Source organism: Sphingobium sp. FW306-1B-F04DB (genome assembly GCF_058781925.1).
The window spans coordinates 220,158-238,568 of record NZ_JBYSXE010000001.1; the positions used below are offsets into that span (position 1 = coordinate 220,158).

An 18,411-nucleotide genomic window follows, 5' to 3' on the forward strand; every position below is an offset into this window, starting at 1 on the left:
GCACCCACATAATCCAGAGCCGCGCGTAACGCGGTGGCATAACCCAGCTGACACTCTTATGGATGGGCTGGGTGCGACCACAATCAGGACAGGCAATCGATGCACAGCATGCGCACAGGCACCAATGCGAGCGGCTTGCGGCGCTACAATGAGCGGCTGATCCTGTCGGCGGTCCGCCGGACGAACGGCGCCTCCAAGGCCGAACTGGCGCGCATGACGGCGCTGTCGCCCCAGGCCGTGGTGCGGATCGTCGATGAGCTTGAGGCAGAGGGCTTTCTGCTCCAGACGGGCAAGCGCACCGGCGGGATGGGGCAGCCCGCGACGATCTACCGCATCAACGGCAAGCGCGGCTATACGGTCGGCGTGGAGGTGGGTCGCAGCGGCCTGACGCTCGCGCTCCTCGATTTCGACGGCGCCTGTGAGGCGATGGAGCGGACGCCCGCCGCCTTTCCCGCGGTCGATGCGGTGCTCGGCGAGATCGATCGCTTCACCCGCGCCGTCTTGCCCGCCGGTGCCGGTGAAGAGTCCTTGCTCGGTGTGGGTATCGCCATGCCCTGGTTCCTCGGCGAATGGCGCGAGGAGACCGGCATCTCCGAGGATCAGGCAAACGAATGGCGCGACCCCGCGGTCGAGGGGCGCCTGCGCGCGGGCATCGCCTGGCCGGCCTTCTTCGAGAATGACGGAAACGCGGCCACGCTGGCTCAGCTGCTGTGCGGCGCGGGGCTCGATCTTCAGGATTTCCTGCACATCAACCTCGGCACGTTCGTCGGCGGCGGCCTGGTGATGGGTGGCCGGGTCGTGCAGGGCCGACACGGCAATGCCGGCGCGCTCGCCTCGATGCCGGTCTGCGCCGGCGGCGCCAGCGACTATCTGATCCATCATGCGTCGCTCTACGCCCTGCCGACGGAGGGCGAGGCTGCCCGCGCTGCGTGGCTCGAGCGCTGTTGCGATGCGCTGCATTTCGCCGTGGTGGGTGCCAACAGCCTGCTCGACCTCGAGGCGGTGATCATCGACGGCGCCCTGCCTGCGGCGATGCTCGGTGTCATCGTGGAGGGGATCGAGCAGCGGCTTCGCAGCGATGTGCCGCCCGACTTTTTCGTGCCGCTGGTGCGTCAGGGTGTGCTCGGCGACTCGGCCGCCGCGACCGGTGCCGGACTGCTTCCACTGCACGCCAGCTATACGCCCGATCTGGCCGCGCTGGTGAAGGGGCCTGCCGCAGGCGGGGCCTGAGAGATTGTGCAGATCTGCCATTTCCCTGATTGACGCGATTAAATCACACTAGTAGATTTAGTCAAATCCCGGAGCGTGAAGACACGTCCGTATCAGGGGAGAGGTATGACAAGGCGTTCTGTCTCGAATCGATTCGTGCGGCCTGCGGACAGGGCCAGGTCGGAGTGCCGGCTTCGCGAGGCGCGCCATGGTTGAGGCGCCCTTCCTGATCGGTGCCGTCGAAGCAGGCGGCACGAAGTTTCTGTGCGGGGTCGCCGACCGTAACGGCGCGGTGCTGGCACAGGCCCGAATCCCGACCACGACGCCCGCAGAGACGCTGGGCGCGGCAACCGCCTTCTTCGCCGAGAATATCGCGCGCCACGGAACACTGTCGGCATTCTCGGTCGGCAGCTTCGGGCCACTGTCGCTCAACCCGATCGCACCCGACTATGGCTCGATCACCTCGACGCCGAAGGCGGGTTGGCAGGATGTCGATCTGCTCGGCTATTTCCGCCGCACGATCGATGTACCGATGGCCCTCGACACCGACGTCAACTGTGCGGCGGTGGGGGAGCGGCTGTTTGGGAGCGGGCAGGGGCTGGACACCTTCTGCTACGTGACTGTGGGCACCGGCATCGGCGTAGGCTTGCTGGTAGGCGGTGCCCCGCATGGCGGCGCCAATCATCCCGAGGCAGGACATATCCGTCTGCCGCGCGCGCCCGGCGACCATGATTTTCCCGGCATCTGCCCATTCCACGGCGATTGCCTCGAAGGGCTGGCGAGCGGGCCGGCGATGAAGGCGCGCTGGGGCGCAGCAGCTGAGACGCTTCCCGTCAACCATCCGGGCTGGGATATCGAGGCTGACTATCTCGCGGGGCTCTGCGCAACGCTCACCTACATTGTCCGTCCCGACCGCATCATCCTTGGTGGCGGCGTCATGGATTCGCATCAGATGCACGCCCGCGTGCGCCGTGCGCTGGTGGCCAAGCTCGCCGGCTACGACGCGAGCATGCGCAGCCTCGAAATGGACGAATATGTCGTACCGCCCACCGCAGGATCTTCGGCTGGGCTGACCGGCGCCTTCGCCCTCGCTTACCGCATCGTCACCCGACAGTGGCCGATGCACTGGGCGACCACGGCCTCGCTCATGGCCCCCTCGACCACGGAGTTCGCAAATGCATAACGTGTCCGCTTCCTTCGCTGGGGCGCCCAATGATGAGGCGCGCGCCTCCGTAGCGATCGTCCTCAGCGCCGCCGGCGCTGCCCTTGGTGGATTGCTGTTCGGCTTCGACACAGCGGTCATCTCCGGCGCCACCCAGGCATTGCAGGCGCAGTTCGGCCTGACCGATGCGATGCTCGGGTTCACCGTCGCCTCGGCGCTGATCGGCACCGTGCTGGGTTCGCTCGTCGCGGGCGCGCCGGCGGACCGGTTCGGGCGCAAGGCGGTGATGCTGACGGTGGCGATCGCCTATGTCGTCTCGTCGCTCGGTACGGGTCTTGCGCCCGATCTCAACACCTTCCTCATCTTCCGCTTCATGGGCGGGCTGGCGATCGGCGCGGCGTCGGTAGTGACGCCGATCTATATAGCAGAGGTCTCGCCTGCGCGGTTCCGCGGGCGGCTCGTCGCGATGAACCAGCTCAATATCGTGCTCGGCATCCTGATCGCCTTCCTGTCCAACTACGTCATCGCCGGGCTGGTCCCGCACGATGTCGCATGGCGATGGATGTTCGGCATCGTCGCGGTGCCGTCGGCGATCTTCCTCGCGGTCACGCTGCTGCTGCCCGAAAGCCCGCGCTGGCTGGCGATCCATGGGCATGCCGATCGCGCAAAGGCCGTGATGCAGCGGCTGGGCTTTGCCGATCCGCGTGCCGAACTGGCGCGTATCGAGTTCGCCGAAGCGCGGGAGGAAGCGGCGGGCAAGCCCCGGCTGTTCCAGCGCTCGCATTTCACCCCGGTCGCCTGCGCGATCGCGATCGCGATGTTCAACCAGCTCTCCGGCATCAACGCCTTGCTCTATTATGCTCCGCGCATCTTCGAGCTTGCCGGCGCCGGCGTCGACAGCGCGCTGCTTCAGTCGATCGCCGTAGGCGGCACCAACCTCGTCTTCACCGTCGGCGCGCTGTTCCTGATCGACCGCTTCGGGCGCAGGCCGCTGCTCTTTGTCGGATCGGTGATCTGTGCCGCGACGCTGCTGCTGGTCGGCTGGCAGCTCGAAAGCGCCAACCCCGACGGCACGCTGATCCTGTTCGGCCTGCTCGGCTTCATTGCGGCGTTCGCGATGTCGCAGGGGGCGGTGATCTGGGTATTCATCTCCGAAGTCTTCCCAAGCGGGGTGCGCGGCAAGGGGCAGGCGCTGGGCAGCACGACGCATTGGGTGATGGCGGCCGCGATCACCTGGGCCTTCCCGGTCTTTGCCGCCAGCGTCGGCGGCTGGGTCTTCGCCTTCTTCGGCGCGATGATGATGCTCCAGCTGGTGTGGACCTGGAAGTTCATGCCCGAAACCAACGGCATCGCATTGGAAGACATGAATTTGGGGAGCGTGCGCGCATGAAACGGCTGGCCATCATTCTTGCCGCGGCGGCGGCATTCACCTCGACGGCGGCGCTGGCGCAGCAGGCGGATCCACGGCCCGGCTATCACTATGGTCCCGCGCAGAACTGGATGAACGATCCCAATGGCCTCGTCTATTATGACGGCGAGTATCACCTGTTCTACCAGTACAACCCCCATGGCGACCGCTGGGGACATATGAACTGGGGCCATGCGGTCAGCCGCGATCTGGTGAACTGGGAAGAGCTTCCCGTCGCGATCCCCGAGACCGACGTGATGGCGTTTTCGGGCACTGCCGTCATCGATTGGAACAACACGACCGGCTTCGGCAAGAACGGCAAGCCGCCGATGATCGCCATCTATACCGGGCACAACCCGAAGACGGAGCGGCAGTCCCAGTATCTCGCCTACAGCAACGATCGCGGGCGCACCTTCACCATCCATGGCGAAGTGCTGGCGCTCGGTGACGAAAAGCACTTCCGCGACCCAAAGGTGTTCTGGCACGCGCCGACTAAGCGCTGGGTGATGGTGGTGCTGAAGGCCGCCGCGAACACTGCTGAAATCTACACGTCGCCCAACCTCAAGCAGTGGACCCATCGCAGCAGCTTCGGCCCTGCGGGCGGCCGCGGCAAATTCTGGGAATGCCCCGACCTGTTCGAGTTGCCCGTCGAGGGCGGCGCGCCGGGCGAGAAGCGTTGGGTGCTCAGCATCAATCTCGGCGACAATGCGGTTGGTGGCGGATCGGGCGGACAGTATTTCGTCGGCGACTTCGACGGTGAGAAATTCACGCCCGTGCCGGGATGGCCGTCTACTGCCCAGTGGATGGACTATGGCGCGGATTTCTATGCCACCATCTCGTGGAACGACATGCCCAAGAGCGACCCGCGCCGGGTCTGGATGGGGTGGGCCAATGACTGGCGTTATGCAGAATGGATCCCGACCTGGCCCGCACGCGGGATCATGACGGTGGCGCGCACGGTTTCGCTGCGCAAGATGGGGGAGGGCTACCACATCCTCCAGACGCCGGTGCGCGAGCTTGAAACGCTTCGCGGCGAACCGCGCCGCGCATCAGCGCTGGCTCTGTCGGAGACGCCGGTCCCGCTGCCGATCGAGGGCGGCAAGAGCGATATCGAGTTCGAACTCGACACCGGCACCGCCAATCAGGTGTCGATCGCGCTGACCGACGGCCAGGGCTGGCAGACGCGGATCGGGGTCAATCCCGCGGCGAACGAGGTGTTCGTCGACCGGACGCGCTCTGGTCCGCACTTCCATGACGGGTTCGCCAACCGGCATGTCGCGCCGGTCGATCTCAAGAGCCGCAGGGTCAAGCTGCGCGTGCTTGCCGATGAATCGATCGTCGAGGTGTTCGTCAATGACGGCCAGCAGACGATCACCGACCGCTTCTACCGCGGTGGCGGCGCGCTGACGTGGAGCGCAACGGCGCGCGGAGGGAAGGCGGTGATGAACCTCACCGCCTGGCCGATGCGCAACATCGGGAGCCGTAAATGAATCGATTGCGGACACGCTGAACTGAGGCCGCCCTCGCGGCACTGAACATCCAGGAACCCATCGGCCCGCTGCCGGCACCGCGCCGCCAGCGCTGGGGAAGCGCGTGCCGACGCCAGGTGAAATTCGAATGAAGACAAGAAACGAACGGGGAGAGTTTGGATGACTGAGAAGATGATCGGATTTCTGGCCACTGCCTCGCTAACGGCGCTGGTGATTGCCACCCCGGCCGCGGCGCAGGACACGCCTCCGGCCGCGGCGCAGGAGGCCGAGGAGCCCGCGGCGAACGATATCGTGGTGACCGGCTATCGGGCTGCGCTCGGCTCGGCAGCGGCGATCAAGCGCAACTCTGACTCGATCGTAGACGCGATCGTGTCGGAGGATATCGGCAAGCTGCCCGACAATAACGCCGCGGAATCGATCGCGCGTGTCACCGGCGTGACCGTGCTTCGCTACAATGACGAGGCCGGCGACATTCTGGTGCGCGGCCTTCCCGATGTGACGACCACCTTCAACAGCCGCGAATTCTTCACTGCGGACGATCGCAAGCTGCATTTGCAGGATTTCCCCGCAGGCGTCGCGGCGGGGATCGAGGTGTACAAGTCGGGCACTGCCGACCTGATCGAGCCGGGCCTTGCCGGTCTGGTCAACCTGCGCTCGCGCCGACCGTTCGACGTCAAGGATATGGAGATCGCGGGCGAAATCCGCGCCTCGTACAATGACCAGTCGCGGTCCTTCGATCCCGCGGGGAACCTCCTTCTCACCAAGCGCTGGGAAACCCCGATCGGTGAGATCGGCGCGCTGGTCAACTTCAGCTATGTCCGCACCACCTATCGCAATGCCGATCGCTATGCGGATTCGGCAGTGATCAGCCCGCAGCGCTTCAACATCGGCGACCCGGGCGACGACATTCCGGTCACGACGCCGGGCCTTGGCAATTTCCGCTTCCCCGCCAACGCCGGCAATTTCTACGAGAAGGGCGTCCGGCATCGCCCGGCGATCAATGGCACGATCCAGTGGCGGCCCACGCCTGACCTCGAAATTTATGCCGAAGGGTTGTGGCAGGCCTATCGCGGCGACGTGATGCGTGACGCGTTCAACGTCAATTTCGAACGGCGCAGTGCCAGCGGCGTGCTACCGACGATCTCCAACGTCGTGCTCGTGCCGGGCGAGCCATTGAAGGCGCAGAGCTTCACCAAGAGCGGCGGCTATGTTCCCGAATTCTTCCGCTCGACGCAGGATGACCGCACCGACACCTATCAGGCGGCGCTCGGCTTCAAGTGGGAGACGGGACGCGCGACCCTGTCGGGGGATTTCGCCTATACCTACAGCAAATATGAGGCGCAGGAGGATAGCGTCGACGCGCAGCTCGCCACCGCGCCGACGATCAATGTCGACTGGGATGTCCGCGGCTCGGCGATTTTCGACCTTGGCGGATATGACATCGAGAATCCCGCCAATACGCTTTGGCGCGGCTATTATCAGCGCGATTTCGTCACCAAGGGCGACGGCTATCAGGGCCGCGTCGACCTCGATCTCGAAACCGACATCGACTGGCTGCCAAGGCTCCAGTTCGGTATTCGCGCGACGGATCGCACGTCGATGGCGCAGAACAACAACCGCTATGCCTATACTGCCGGGCTTGGCCTGCGGCTCGACAGCCTGCCGACCGGACAACTCGAGCTTATCACCGATGGCTATCGCGGCGATCCGCAGCGCTTCCAGAACTGGCTTGCTGCGCCGCGCGGGGCGATCCGCGACAATGTCGAGCCGCTGCGCCAGCTGTCCTATTCATCGCTACAGCAACTCGTGCTGCTGTTCCCGAACGACGGCGGCATCCGCGAGGCGCTGGGCAAGTTCGCGACCGCCGAAATTCCGTTCGATCCATTCAACGGGTTCAGGGCCAAGGAGTCGAGCTACGCCGCCTATGCGCAGGGCAAATATGCGTTCGATCTCGGCGGGGTCGAGGTCGACGGGACGCTCGGCGTCCGCGTCGTCAATACCGACGGCACCTATTCGGGCTTTTCGCGGGTCGACGGCCTTCCGGTCGCGCAGGTGGCACGCCAGAATTATGTCGACGTGCTGCCCTCCTTCCTCTCGCGCTTCCGCTTCAGCCCGCGATTGCAGATGCGCCTTGCCTTTACCGAAACACGGACGCGCCCCGGCTTCGGGCAGCTCAACCCCTCGCTCAACATCACCCGCAACAATCCCGGACCCGATGGTTCCCCGCCGCGCTATGCGGCGTTCGGCAGCGGCGGGAACCCGGATCTTCAGCCGCTGACCTCTAAGAACTACGACACGACGCTCGAATATTATTTCTCGAAGAACGGCTCGGCCTCAATCGCGGCCTTCTATCGCGATCTCGATGGGTTCATCAGCAACTACACCCGCGATGTCGTCGATCCGGTCTATGGCCTAATCCAGATCAACCGGCCGGAAAATGCCGGCAAGGGGCGCATCAAGGGCGTCGAGGCGTCGGTCCAGACCTTCTTCGACTTCCTGCCGGGCTGGCTCTCGGGCTTCGGCGCGCAGGCCAACGTCACCTATCTCGATGGCACCAACGCGCTACCGCTAGCGCTGGGCGAGGGGGGACGTCAGGTGAAGCTCACCGGGCTCTCGACTTGGGCTTACAACCTCACCGGCTTCTACGAGAAGCACGGCATTTCGGCGCGGCTCTCCTACAATCGCCGCTCGGAGTTCGTGACGAGTTACAACCGTACCGCCAACGAGGTGCAATATGCGGGCGAGCTGACCCGCCCCATCTCGCGCCTCGACTTTTCGGTGTCCTACGACTTCACCCCGGGCCTGACGCTGGTCGGCAACGTCAGCAACATCCTGGGCGAGCCGTTCAACAACTACCGCTACTATAACGAGACCCAGTACTTCCCGCGCGATCTGCGCGTCGAGGGCCGGTATTTCAGCCTTGGCCTACGCTTCAAGATGTGAACCCCACGTCCCGCCGGTGCCTGCGCACTGGCGGGATATCGAACTCTGTCGCTATTCTGTTCGGGAGTTTGACGATGCGTAACATCTGCGCTCGCGTGGTGACGCCACTTGCCCTTCTCGGCACCCCTTTCGTCGCCGCTTGCGGCCAATCGCTTCCGGAGGTGGAGACCGGCCCCGTCGTCACCGTGCCGACGCCGGCACCCTCTTCTTCGCCGCCGCCGCCCAATCCGGGTGCTACCGCCGCACCGGTCTTCTTCGGCCTCGAAGCGAACGGGATCGGCGATCCCAACCTCTTTTTCGAGAATGGGCGCTACCACGTCTTCTACCTCCAGAACGAGGGCCGCCACCCGTGGCGGGTTTCCTCGTCCACCGATCTGTCCGCTTGGTCGGCGCCGATCGAGGCGGTGCCGGTGGGACCGGCCGGCGCGCCAGATTACTGGACCGGTAGTGGTAGCGTCGTCGCTGATCCTGCCGGCGGCTATCGGATTTTCTATACCGGTCACCTGCCCGATGGGGATCCGAAGGAAATCGTCATGGCCTCGCGCGCAAGCAGCCTGACGGGGCCATGGACCAAGCTCGCGACGCCGCGTTTTTCCGGTCTCCCGGACTACGACCGCTGGGACTTCCGCGATCCCTTCGTCTTCTGGAACGATGAGGCGAAGGCATGGTGGATGCTGCTGACCACGCGCAAGGGCGGGCAGGCGGTGATCGGTCTCTACACCTCGCCCGATCTCGATCGTTGGACGGCCGCGCCGCCGCTCTATGCCGAGGCGTCGCCGCTCAACTTGGAGGTGCCCGACCTGTTCCGGGAAGGGGACGACTGGTTCCTGCTCTATTCGGATCAGCGCGATGCCTCGCGTCAGACTCGCTATCTGAAGGCCGCAACTTCGGCCGGCCCCTATGCCTATGGCACCTATGATGCGCTGGATGGCCGCGGCTTCTATGCCGGCAAGACGGCAGGCACGGGCGCGAACCGCCTGCTGTTCGGCTGGGTCGCCCATCGCCGCGGAAAGCATGACGATGCGGACTTCGAATGGGGCGGCGATCTGGTGGCGCATGCGATTCGCCGCACGGACGAAGGCGCGCTCGCGGTCGATATCGCCGAGCCCGTGGCGCGGCAGTTCGCCAACGTCGCCGGACGACTGTTGCTCACGGCTCCGCAGGGCGATGCGATCGCCCGCGGCGCGCGCGTGACGGCCGATGTGACGGTGCGGCCCGGCAGCCGGTTTGGCGTCCGCTTCATCAAGGGCGCGCGCGCAGACGCGGTCGCGGAAATCGACACCGGCGCGCAGGAAGCACGCGTCGTTGTGGGTGGCCGGACCGCCGATGCGCCTCGGGTCGCCTTTCCGGCGAGCGCCGATGGTCGCTACCGCATCGACCTGCTGCTCGACCCCCGTCAGGGCTTTGGCATCCTCTATATCAACCGCTTTCGTGCACTGAGTTTTCGTTATTATGGTTTGAACGGAACCGCGCCGGCCTTCTATGCGGATGGCGGCTTTGTCGCGCTCGATGGCGAAGTACGCACGAAATGACACAGCCCAACCCGGAGAAGCATATGCGCATTGAATCCGCCTTTCTATTCGATCTCGACGGCACGCTCGTCGATAGCGTTTACCAGCATGTGCTCGCCTGGAAGGAGTCGCTCGACACCGAGGGGATCGAGCTCGCCGTATGGCGCATCCATCGCAACATCGGCATGAGCGGTGGTCTGTTCACCAACCAGCTACTCCGGGAGACCGGTATCGAGATCAGCGAAGCGATCGTCGACCGGCTGCGCGAAGGGCATGCGGCCGCCTATAAGCGGCACGCCGGTAGCGTGCGGGCACTCCCCGGCGCGCCTGAGCTTCTCGGCTATCTCACCGATGCCGGGATCCCTTGGGCGATCGCCACGAGCGGGCGGATGGAGACGGCGGCGGTCAATCTCGAGATTCTCGGTGTTGATCCGGCCCGGATTCCCGTCGTGACGCGGGACCAGGTCAAGTACGCCAAGCCAGATCCTGACCTGTTTCTGGCGGCAGCGGAACGGCTGGGCGTGCCGATCGAAAACGCGCTGGTCATCGGAGACAGCATTTGGGACATGCTGGCGGCGACCAGGTGCCGCGCTCTGGGCGTGGGCCTGCTCAGCGGCGGCTATGGCGCTGACGAACTGCGTCAGGCGGGCGCGATTCGCGTCTATGATGATCCTGCCGATCTGTTACGGAAGATCGATGAGGTCGCCGCCCGGCGCTGAACCGCTATCGATGATCGATGGCAGGGGGCTGCGCACGGCTTCGATCAGCAACGCCTTTTCGGCTATCCCGCAGCAAGGGCCGCCCTCACCGGAGGCCTGATCGCCCGCAGCTCCAGCCTGAACTTCAAGAGAAAGGAGCCATTGTATGAAGCCGCCCATTGGTCGGGACACCAAGCTTTGTATGTCGCTCTCGGCCCGACCGGGCAATGCCGGTTCGCGATTGCACAACTTCCTCTATGAAGCGCTCGGGCTCGACTATGTCTACAAGTCCTTCTCGACAAAGGATCTGCCAGCTGCGATCGGCGGAATCCGTGCGCTCGGCATTCGCGGCTGCGCCATTTCGATGCCGTTCAAGGAGGCTGTCATCCAGCTGCTCGATGGCCTCGAGCCATCGGCCGAGGCGATCGACAGCGTCAATACCATCGTCAACGACGACGGAGTTCTCACTGGCTATAACACCGACTATGTCGCGGTGCGCGAGTTGCTTGTCTCCCGGCGGATCGATCCGACGACACCTTTTCTCCTGCGGGGCAGCGGGGGCATGGCCAAAGCCGTCGTTGCGGCCCTTCGCGATGCCGGCTTTCGCAAGGGGACTGTGGTGGCTCGGAACACTGAAGCTGGTCCGGCGCTCGCCGCGACTTATGGCTATGATTGGGCGAGCGAGCTTCCCCGCGACGACGTGCCGTTTTTGATCAACGTGACGCCGCTCGGCATGGAGGGGGCGGAGAGCGAATCGCTTGCGTTCCCAGCAGAGCAGATCGACGCGAGCTCGATCGCCTTTGACGTGGTGGCACAACCTGCGGATACGCCCTTCCTCAAAGCGGCGCAGGGGGCAGGCAAGATGATCATCTCAGGCGCAGAAGTCATCGTCCTGCAGGCCGTGGAGCAGTTTGCCCTCTACACCGGTGTTCGCCCGTCGGACGAGCAGATTCGTGCCGCTGCAGCCTTCGCCCACGGCGAGGCGATCGCTGCGCGATTGAGCGGCTAAGACGCCTCTTCGGCGGTGAGGAAGGCAGTTGCGCGAATTTGGAGGAGCGACTGGGTGTTCAGCTCCTGCCGTTCGTTTACTATGTCCGGTATCGCAGGAATTTCGGCGCGCATCCCTTCGGACGCCGCTTATCGTGCAGGCAGTATGATGGGTGGAGTTTGAATGATAACGGAAGCAAGCGTCCGGCGCGCGATAGATCACCTCGGTGCCCTTGGCGACACGGACCTGTTCCCGCGTCTGCCGGAGATGCGCTGCTTCCTCGAGCGACCGGGCGCAATCGCAGAGGATTTTGAGAAGCTCAACATCGGCCAATATACGCCGACCGGTCCGGTGGAGACGCTGACGCCAAAATCCTGGCTGGGCTTCAGGATCGCCCATCAGCTCACCGCCGCAGACAATGTCATTTACCTCGCGGCTCTTTTGGATTGCGCGCCGATGCTGGAGGCAGCGCGTTTGCCCAAGGAGGACAATGAAGCCTTCGCGTATCGCTTCGCCGAAGGGGAGGCGATACGGATTTTCGAGCCGGCGCGCGGTTACCACCAGTGGCTCGCGCACCTGTCAGACTTTGGAGGTCCGGAGAACCCGTTCGCTGAGGATCGCCCGGCGATCATCTCCGATATCTCCGACTTCTATCAGCGCATCTACTTCCACCGTATCGAGAATGTGCTGCAGGACGCCGGCTGCCCGAAGGCGCCCTCCGACCTTATCAAGAAGATCATCAAGACATCGCGTGCGCGCCAATCCTACGGGCTCCCGGTGGGGACCGCGGCCTCCCGCCTACTGGCTGAGTGCCTTCTGCACGACACCGACATGCTGCTCAAAAATATGGGCGTCAAGTTCACGCGCTATGTCGACGATTTCAGGATCGCCGTCCCGCCCGGGATGGAGGCTCATTCGATACTGTGCCGGATCGCCGAGCATTTAATGGTGACTGAGGGGCTGTCACTCAACGTTACCAAGACGAAGCTCACCAGTGTCTCGGAGATCGAGAGGGGCTCGAAGTCGCGGCTGCAGGATGTCTTCACTTCGGTCGAGATGGAGCGGATGCAGGCCTTCATCTCGCTCAGCTACGGTGATGATGAGGACGATCCGCCGGAAGAGGATGCAATCTCGAACCCGTTCCTGACCGCTGCCATCCTGCAGGAGCGATTGGATACGATCGGTGACAAACGCGGTATCGATCTGTCGGTGTTCAAGGCGATACTGCGGGCGCTTCGCTTCTTGCCCGATGTAGATGCACTTAACCTAATCGAGAAGCATGCCGATCTACTCTACTATGTGCCGCGCGAGTTCTGCATGGTCCTGAACGCGGCGTCGAAGCAGAAGGAGTTCCCGGCAGAGGTCGTCAAGAAGCGCGTGATCGAGCTCCTCGCTCTCCCACCGTTCACCGATCTTGCCTATGTCAGATCTTGGCTGCTCAATCTGTTTGTTGATGGCACCTTGCCGGTGTCGCTCGCCGACTGGCAGACCTATGATTTTAGCCGCAGCATCATCGAGCGTCGCGCACAATTCTTTCTACGTGGGCTTGCCAACGACCGCTCATATTTCCGAGCGCTGAAGACCCAGCTCGGTTCACTCAGCGAATGGGACAAGCCAGCGGCGCTGATGGCGGCGATGTGCCTGCCGCTCGACGAATACAAGACTTGGCTTTCCAGCGCGGTTGATCAGCTCGCGATGCCCTTCGCATCGACCTACACGACATGGTTGCGAGACAATCACGGCAAGCTGTTTGCGATGCTATCGGAACCACAGCGACCGGTATGCACTTCGCTGTAACGCAGGGAACCAAAGGTTGCTTTCTAATTCGGCCAAGATTTCGCGAAACGGCAGCTGTCCGAGAATCGAAGCCTTGAAGCCGCCGGGCGGTTAACGCCCAGTTTCGTTAGCCTGCTTGGTGTCATTCAGTAATCGTCAGGGTTGGCGGAAGCGGTGGGATTCGAACCCACGATACGGTTTCCCGCATGCTGGTTTTCAAGACCAGAGCCATCAACCACTCGGCCACGCTTCCATACCGATCGCCCGTAAACTGCTTACTATATGCTTACGAACGATTTTATTCGCTTCCCGACCCGATCACCGCAAGACCGGAAGCTATTGAAATATCGGTCTAATTTATTACCTTTCGCCGTTCCCCGACTTTACCCTTGCCAGTTTTCAAGACCGCTGCCTTAAACCACTCGGCCACCTGTCCGCTGTGGCTCGGCCATATCGCCGGTCCGCGGCGAGGGGAAGGGGCCGCGTGACCGCATCCATCATTACGTCATCGACCTGTGGTGCTGCTGGTGAGACGAAAAGGGATTCCCGTACCGCCGTCGCTATGGCATCCAAGAGGCTAGGGGGAAGACGATGCGTTATTTTCTGTTTTCTGCCGCTCTTCTGGTTTCCGCCGTGGTACCCCAGAGCAGCAATCTTGTAGTGACGCCGGCGCTTGCGCAAAGCGAGGACGGTTTCCAGTCGTTCCTCGCCGGATTGCGCGGCCAGGCCGAGCGCCAGGGGATCAGCCGTCAGACGCTGGACAGCGTGCTGCCGACGCTGAGCTATAATCCGCGCGTGATCGAACTCGATCGCGCGCAGCCCGGGGGCGCGGCCAATGCGCCGATTCCCGCCTTCGCTCCCTACAAGGCGCGCCATGTCGACGCCGCGCGGATCAATCGCGGCCGCGCCAAATATCAGCAATTGCGCGGCAATCTTTCGCGAATCGAACGCGAGACGGGCGTGCCCGAGGCGATCATGGTCGCGATCTACGGCCACGAGACCAACTACGGCGCCTATACGGGTGATTTCGACCTGCTGCGCGCGCTGGCGAGCCTTGCCTATGAAGGGCGTCGCCGCGCGCTGTTCACCGCCGAATTCCTCGCCGCACTCAAGATGATCGATCAGGGCGTGCCGCGCAATCGGCTGGTCGGAAGCTGGGCGGGGGCCACGGGCTATCCACAGTTCCTGCCCTCGATCTATCTCCGCCTCGCCAGGGACGGCGACGGTGATGGGCGCAAGGATATCTGGACCAGCGAATCCGATGCGCTCGCCTCGATCGCCAATTATTTCGTCAATGCGGGCTGGCGGCCCAATGTCCCCTGGGGCGTGGCGGTGCGTGTTCCCGCGAGCCTGGACCGCTCCGCCATCCGGTCGAAGCTGGTCTCGCCACGCTGCGCGCGCGTGCATGATCGGCACAGCCAGTGGAAGACGATGGCAGAGTGGAAGCGCCTGGGCGTAACGCCGATCGGCTATCCCGCGCCGCGCGAGACCGAGCTTGCATCGCTGCTCGAGCCCGACGGCCCGGGCCAGACGGCGTATCTGCTCACCGGAAACTACCGGGTCATCCTCGATTACAACTGCTCCAATTTCTACGCGCTGTCGGTGGGGCTGCTCGCGGATGAAGTGGCGCGCTGACGCCACCCTTGCCGCGCTGGCGGCCGTGCTGCTGCTCGCGGCGTGCGGGCCTGCAGCCACACCGGGGACAGGGCGTACGCCCGAAGCCGTGGTCAAAAAGGCAGCGTTCGTTCCGACGGCCGTTCTGGCAAAGCCCGTCAAATTCGTGCCGCGCTACGAAGCGACGGGCTATGCAAGCTGGTACGGCGACGAACTGCGCGGCCGCCCCACCGCCAGCGGCGAGGCGTTCGATCCCGACGGGCTCACTCTGGCGCACCGGACCTTGCCACTGTCGAGCTATGTCGAGGTGACCGCGCTCGACACGGGAAGGCGCATCGTCGCACGCGTCAACGATCGGGGACCGTTTTCCAACGACCGGCTGGTCGATCTATCGCATGGCGCCGCGCGCCGGCTCGGCATTTCGGGCGATGGTCATGCGCGCGTGCGGATACGGCGCGTGCATGCCGGTGAGGCGCGGGCAATGCCTGCGAGTGCCCTCCCAGGTCCGGCGCGACCGGCCTCCCGCCCCGCGCCCGAGGGCGTGCCACGCTATGTGCAGGTGGCGGCCTTTGCGAGTCGGGAGCGTGCCCGCGCCATGGCAGGTCGCATCGGTGCACGCGCCGATCGCGCGGGTGCGGTGTACCGGGTGCGTTTCGGACCGTTCCTTGACGAAGCGGGTGCCAAACAGGCGTTGCGCGACGTGGCGGCAAAGGGCTATCCCGAAGCACAGATTCTGCCGGATTCCGCGCCATGAATTTCACCACGCCCCACCGAAAGGCTCCGATGAAACCCCTTATTCTTCCCTCGCTGTTCGCGCTCGCGCTTGCCGTTCCCGTCAGTGCGGCCGCCCCGCCCTATGAGTCGGCGGCGCCGATCGCCTATATGGAAGACCTGTCCTCGGGCGCGGTGCTCTATTCCAAGGGCGCCGACCAGCGCATCCCGCCCGCATCGATGGCGAAGATGATGACGGTCTATGTCGCCTTCGACATGATCAAGCGCGGCGAACTGAAGCTCGACCAGAAGTACATGGTCCGCCCCGAGACCTGGCGCCAGTGGCACGGCCCCGCCGCGGGCTCGACGATGTTCCTCGAGACCGGCGAGCAGGTGAGCGTGAAGGACCTGCTCCACGGCATCGTCACGCTGTCGGGCAATGACGCCTGCGTCGTGCTCGCCGAAGGCATTGCGGGCACCGAAGCCGCGTTCGCGCAGCGGATGAACGACGCCGCGAAGAAGCTCGGCCTCACCAACAGCCATTTCGGCAACTCGAACGGCTGGCCAGACGAGGGTGTGACCTATGTCACTGCGCGCGACCTTGCGAAGCTCGCCAAGGCGACGGTCGAGGAGTTCCCCGATCTCTACAAGGCCTTTTACAGCCAGGCCGATTACACGCGGACGCTGTCCGACGGCAAGACGATCACGCAGGCCAATCGCGATCCGCTGCTCGGCCGCGTGACCGGCGCCGACGGTCTCAAGACGGGGCACACCGAAGAGGCCGGCTATGGCTTCACGGGCTCGGCGCAGCAGAACGGCCGGCGCATCGTCATGGTCGTCTCGGGCCTCACCAGCTTCAACGGCCGTATCGAGGAATCGGTGCGCTTCATGGATTGGGGCTTCAGGGCGTGGACCGCCAAGCAGATCGTGTCCAAGGGCAAGCGCGTCCAGACCGCCGAGGTCCAGCTGGGCGACGAGAGCGAAATCGGGCTGATCGCGCCGCGCGACATCGCGGTCACGCTGCCCGGCGGTTCGGCGTCGAACATGAAGGTGTCGGTGGTCTATAACGGCCCGATCAAGGCGCCGATCAAGAAGGGCCAGCACATTGCCGACCTGGTGGTGACGACACCCGACACACCGCCCCAGACCATGCCGCTCGTCGCCGAGAGCGATGTCGGCGAGGCAGGCTTTTTCGGCCGCGCCTGGACGGGGCTGATGTCGCTCTTCGGCTAGGCCATGATCCGCGGGGTCGGCGCTATGGCAGCATCGACCCCGTTTCGACGAAGCGCTGGTGCCAGGACAGTGCTTCGGGCAGGATCGTCGGGGACTGCAATCCGTAGGACTCCTTGAGCGCGCGCGCATAATAGTCCGCGAGCAGCGGCCGGTAGTTGGGGTGCGCGCAATTCTCGATGATCACCTGCGCGCGCTGCTTTGGGCTGAGCCCGCGCAGATCGGCGAGTCCCTGTTCGGTCACGATCACCGCGACGTCCTGCGTGATATGGTCGACATGCGAGGCATGCGGCACGATCGCCGAGATCTTGCCGCCCTTGGCGGTCGAAGGGGTCATGAAGATCGAGAGGAAGGCATTGCGCGCGAAATCGCCCGATCCGCCGATGCCGTTCTGGATACGCGATCCCATGATATGCGTCGAATTGACGTTGCCGTAGATGTCGGCTTCGATCAGTCCGTTCATCGAGATGCAGCCGAGACGACGGATCAGCTCGGGATGGTTGCTGATCTCCTGCGGGCGCAGCAGCAACCGGTCGCGGAACGAATCCATCCGTGCGTTGAGCGACGCGGCAGCCTCGGGGCTCAGCGAGAAAGCGGTGCCCGATGCGAAGCGCAGCCGCCCGCTAACCATCAGGTCGAGCATGCCGTCCTGGATCACCTCGGTATAGGCGGTCATGTTCTCGAAGGGGCTGTCGACCAGCCCGGTCAGCACGGCATTGGCGATGTTGCCGACGCCAGATTGCAGCGGCAGCAGATGCGGGGGCAGCCGCCCCATTTTCACTTCATGCTTCAGGAATTCGAGCAGGTGCCCCGCAATGCGTCGCGCTGTGTCGTGGGGCGGGGTGAAGGGTGCGTTGCGATCGGGAATGTTGGTTTCGACGATCGCGACGATCTTGTCGGGATCGACGCGGAAGCAGGTCTCACCGATCCGGTCCTCCGGGCGAACCAGCGGGATCGGCACACGATCGGGCGGCAGCGCGGTGCCGTAATAGATGTCGTGCATCCCCTCCAGCGCGGGGTTCTGCCAGCTGTTCACCTCAAGGATTACCTGCCGCGCGCGATCGAGCCAGGTCTTGTTGTTGCCGATCGAGGAGGAGGGGACGAGCGCCCCGTCCTCCCGGATCGCGGTCACCTCGATCACCGCGGTGTCGAGCGCCCCCAGAAAGCCCTGCCACGCCATCGGCGCGACCTGGCTCAGATGCATGTCGAGATATTCCATCTCGCCGCGGTTGATCTTCTCGCGGCAGATCGGATCGGAGTTGTAGGGCAGGCGGAATTCGACGCCATCGGCCCTGGCCAGCGCGCCGTCGAGCTCGGGCCCGGTCGAGGCGCCGGTCCAGACGCGAAGCCGGAATGGGTTTCCGGCCGCATGCTCCGCCTCCATCCGCGCGGCGAGCGCGAGCGGCACCGCCTTCGGATAGCCTGAACCGGTAAAGCCGCTCATGCCGACCGCGGTGTCGCGCGCGATCATCGCCGCGGCTCCTTCCGCGCTGGTGACCCTGCCGCGCAGCGATGCGTTCCTGATCCGGCTGTGCTCCATCGACCTCTTCCTTGGAGAGATATGATTCCGCTTTGGTCGGGCCGGGGTCATAGAACGCGCCGAGAGCGAGGAACACCCGGAAAAACGGCTCAAATCGGCCCTTTCAGCGAGGCAGCCAGTGTCTCCTTGTT

The 18,411-nt window shown here is 64.2% G+C and carries 13 protein-coding genes and 1 tRNA gene; 12 read left to right on the forward strand and 2 right to left on the reverse strand.

The genetic code is table 11. From position 1 onward, the window contains the following. Nucleotides 1-135 precede the first annotated feature (135 nt). The 9 genes from AC3WJD_RS01055 (at nt 136) to AC3WJD_RS01095 (ending at nt 13,206) form a co-directional block, all read left to right on the forward strand. Nucleotides 136-1,230: an ROK family transcriptional regulator gene (locus AC3WJD_RS01055; RefSeq protein WP_492744079.1), complete on the forward strand. Its 1,095-nt coding sequence runs from the start codon at nt 136-138 to the stop codon at nt 1,228-1,230. Between the two features lie 187 nt (nt 1,231-1,417). Next, the gene (locus AC3WJD_RS01060; protein WP_492743706.1) at nt 1,418-2,392 is read left to right on the forward strand and encodes an ROK family protein; all 975 of its coding nucleotides are present in this window, start codon (nt 1,418-1,420) and stop codon (nt 2,390-2,392) included. Beyond that, on the forward strand, nt 2,385-3,761 hold the full coding sequence (locus tag AC3WJD_RS01065) for a sugar porter family MFS transporter (RefSeq protein ID WP_492743708.1): 1,377 nt from the start codon (nt 2,385-2,387) through the stop codon (nt 3,759-3,761). The genes AC3WJD_RS01060 and AC3WJD_RS01065 overlap by 8 nt, the downstream gene beginning before the upstream one ends. Beyond that, the gene (locus AC3WJD_RS01070; RefSeq protein ID WP_492743710.1) at nt 3,758-5,269 is read left to right on the forward strand and encodes a glycoside hydrolase family 32 protein; all 1,512 of its coding nucleotides are present in this window, start codon (nt 3,758-3,760) and stop codon (nt 5,267-5,269) included. The genes AC3WJD_RS01065 and AC3WJD_RS01070 overlap by 4 nt, the downstream gene beginning before the upstream one ends. Nucleotides 5,270-5,428: 159 nt before the next feature. After that, nucleotides 5,429-8,212 (forward strand): TonB-dependent receptor, encoded by a 2,784-nt coding sequence (locus AC3WJD_RS01075; RefSeq protein ID WP_492743712.1) that lies wholly within the window; start codon nt 5,429-5,431, stop codon nt 8,210-8,212. A gap of 74 nt (nt 8,213-8,286) precedes the next feature. Next, nucleotides 8,287-9,744 (forward strand): hypothetical protein, encoded by a 1,458-nt coding sequence (locus AC3WJD_RS01080; RefSeq protein WP_492743714.1) that lies wholly within the window; start codon nt 8,287-8,289, stop codon nt 9,742-9,744. Between the two features lie 23 nt (nt 9,745-9,767). Then, a complete protein-coding gene (locus AC3WJD_RS01085; RefSeq protein ID WP_492743716.1) occupies nt 9,768-10,442 on the forward strand; it encodes an HAD family hydrolase in 675 nt (224 codons plus the stop codon). Between the two features lie 145 nt (nt 10,443-10,587). After that, entirely contained in the window at nt 10,588-11,430 is an 843-nt protein-coding gene (locus AC3WJD_RS01090) for a shikimate 5-dehydrogenase (protein WP_492743718.1), read from the forward strand. 162 nt (nt 11,431-11,592) lie between these two features. Next, on the forward strand, nt 11,593-13,206 hold the full coding sequence (locus AC3WJD_RS01095) for an RNA-directed DNA polymerase (RefSeq protein ID WP_492743719.1): 1,614 nt from the start codon (nt 11,593-11,595) through the stop codon (nt 13,204-13,206). A gap of 142 nt (nt 13,207-13,348) precedes the next feature. On the opposite strand, the gene AC3WJD_RS01100 is transcribed toward AC3WJD_RS01095, so the two are convergent. After that, nucleotides 13,349-13,438: transfer RNA gene (locus tag AC3WJD_RS01100), tRNA-Ser, on the reverse strand. Nucleotides 13,439-13,776: 338 nt separating this feature from the next. On the opposite strand from AC3WJD_RS01100, the gene AC3WJD_RS01105 reads away from it, so the two are divergent. From AC3WJD_RS01105 to AC3WJD_RS01115, 3 genes are read left to right on the forward strand one after another with little or no spacing between them, the layout of a single operon-like run. Beyond that, nucleotides 13,777-14,820 carry a lytic murein transglycosylase gene (locus AC3WJD_RS01105; RefSeq protein ID WP_492743721.1) on the forward strand — a complete coding sequence of 348 codons (1,044 nt, stop codon included), beginning with the start codon at nt 13,777-13,779 and terminating at the stop codon, nt 14,818-14,820. Then, nucleotides 14,804-15,553: a septal ring lytic transglycosylase RlpA family protein gene (locus AC3WJD_RS01110; RefSeq protein ID WP_492743723.1), complete on the forward strand. Its 750-nt coding sequence runs from the start codon at nt 14,804-14,806 to the stop codon at nt 15,551-15,553. The genes AC3WJD_RS01105 and AC3WJD_RS01110 overlap by 17 nt, the downstream gene beginning before the upstream one ends. 29 nt (nt 15,554-15,582) lie before the next feature. Beyond that, a complete protein-coding gene (locus AC3WJD_RS01115) occupies nt 15,583-16,743 on the forward strand; it encodes a D-alanyl-D-alanine carboxypeptidase family protein (RefSeq protein ID WP_492743725.1) in 1,161 nt (386 codons plus the stop codon). 22 nt (nt 16,744-16,765) lie between these two features. Here the strand turns inward: AC3WJD_RS01115 and scpC are convergent, their stop codons facing one another. Continuing rightward, entirely contained in the window at nt 16,766-18,280 is a 1,515-nt protein-coding gene (scpC, locus tag AC3WJD_RS01120; RefSeq protein WP_492743727.1) for a succinyl-CoA:acetate CoA-transferase ScpC, read from the reverse strand. Nucleotides 18,281-18,411 lie beyond the last annotated feature (131 nt).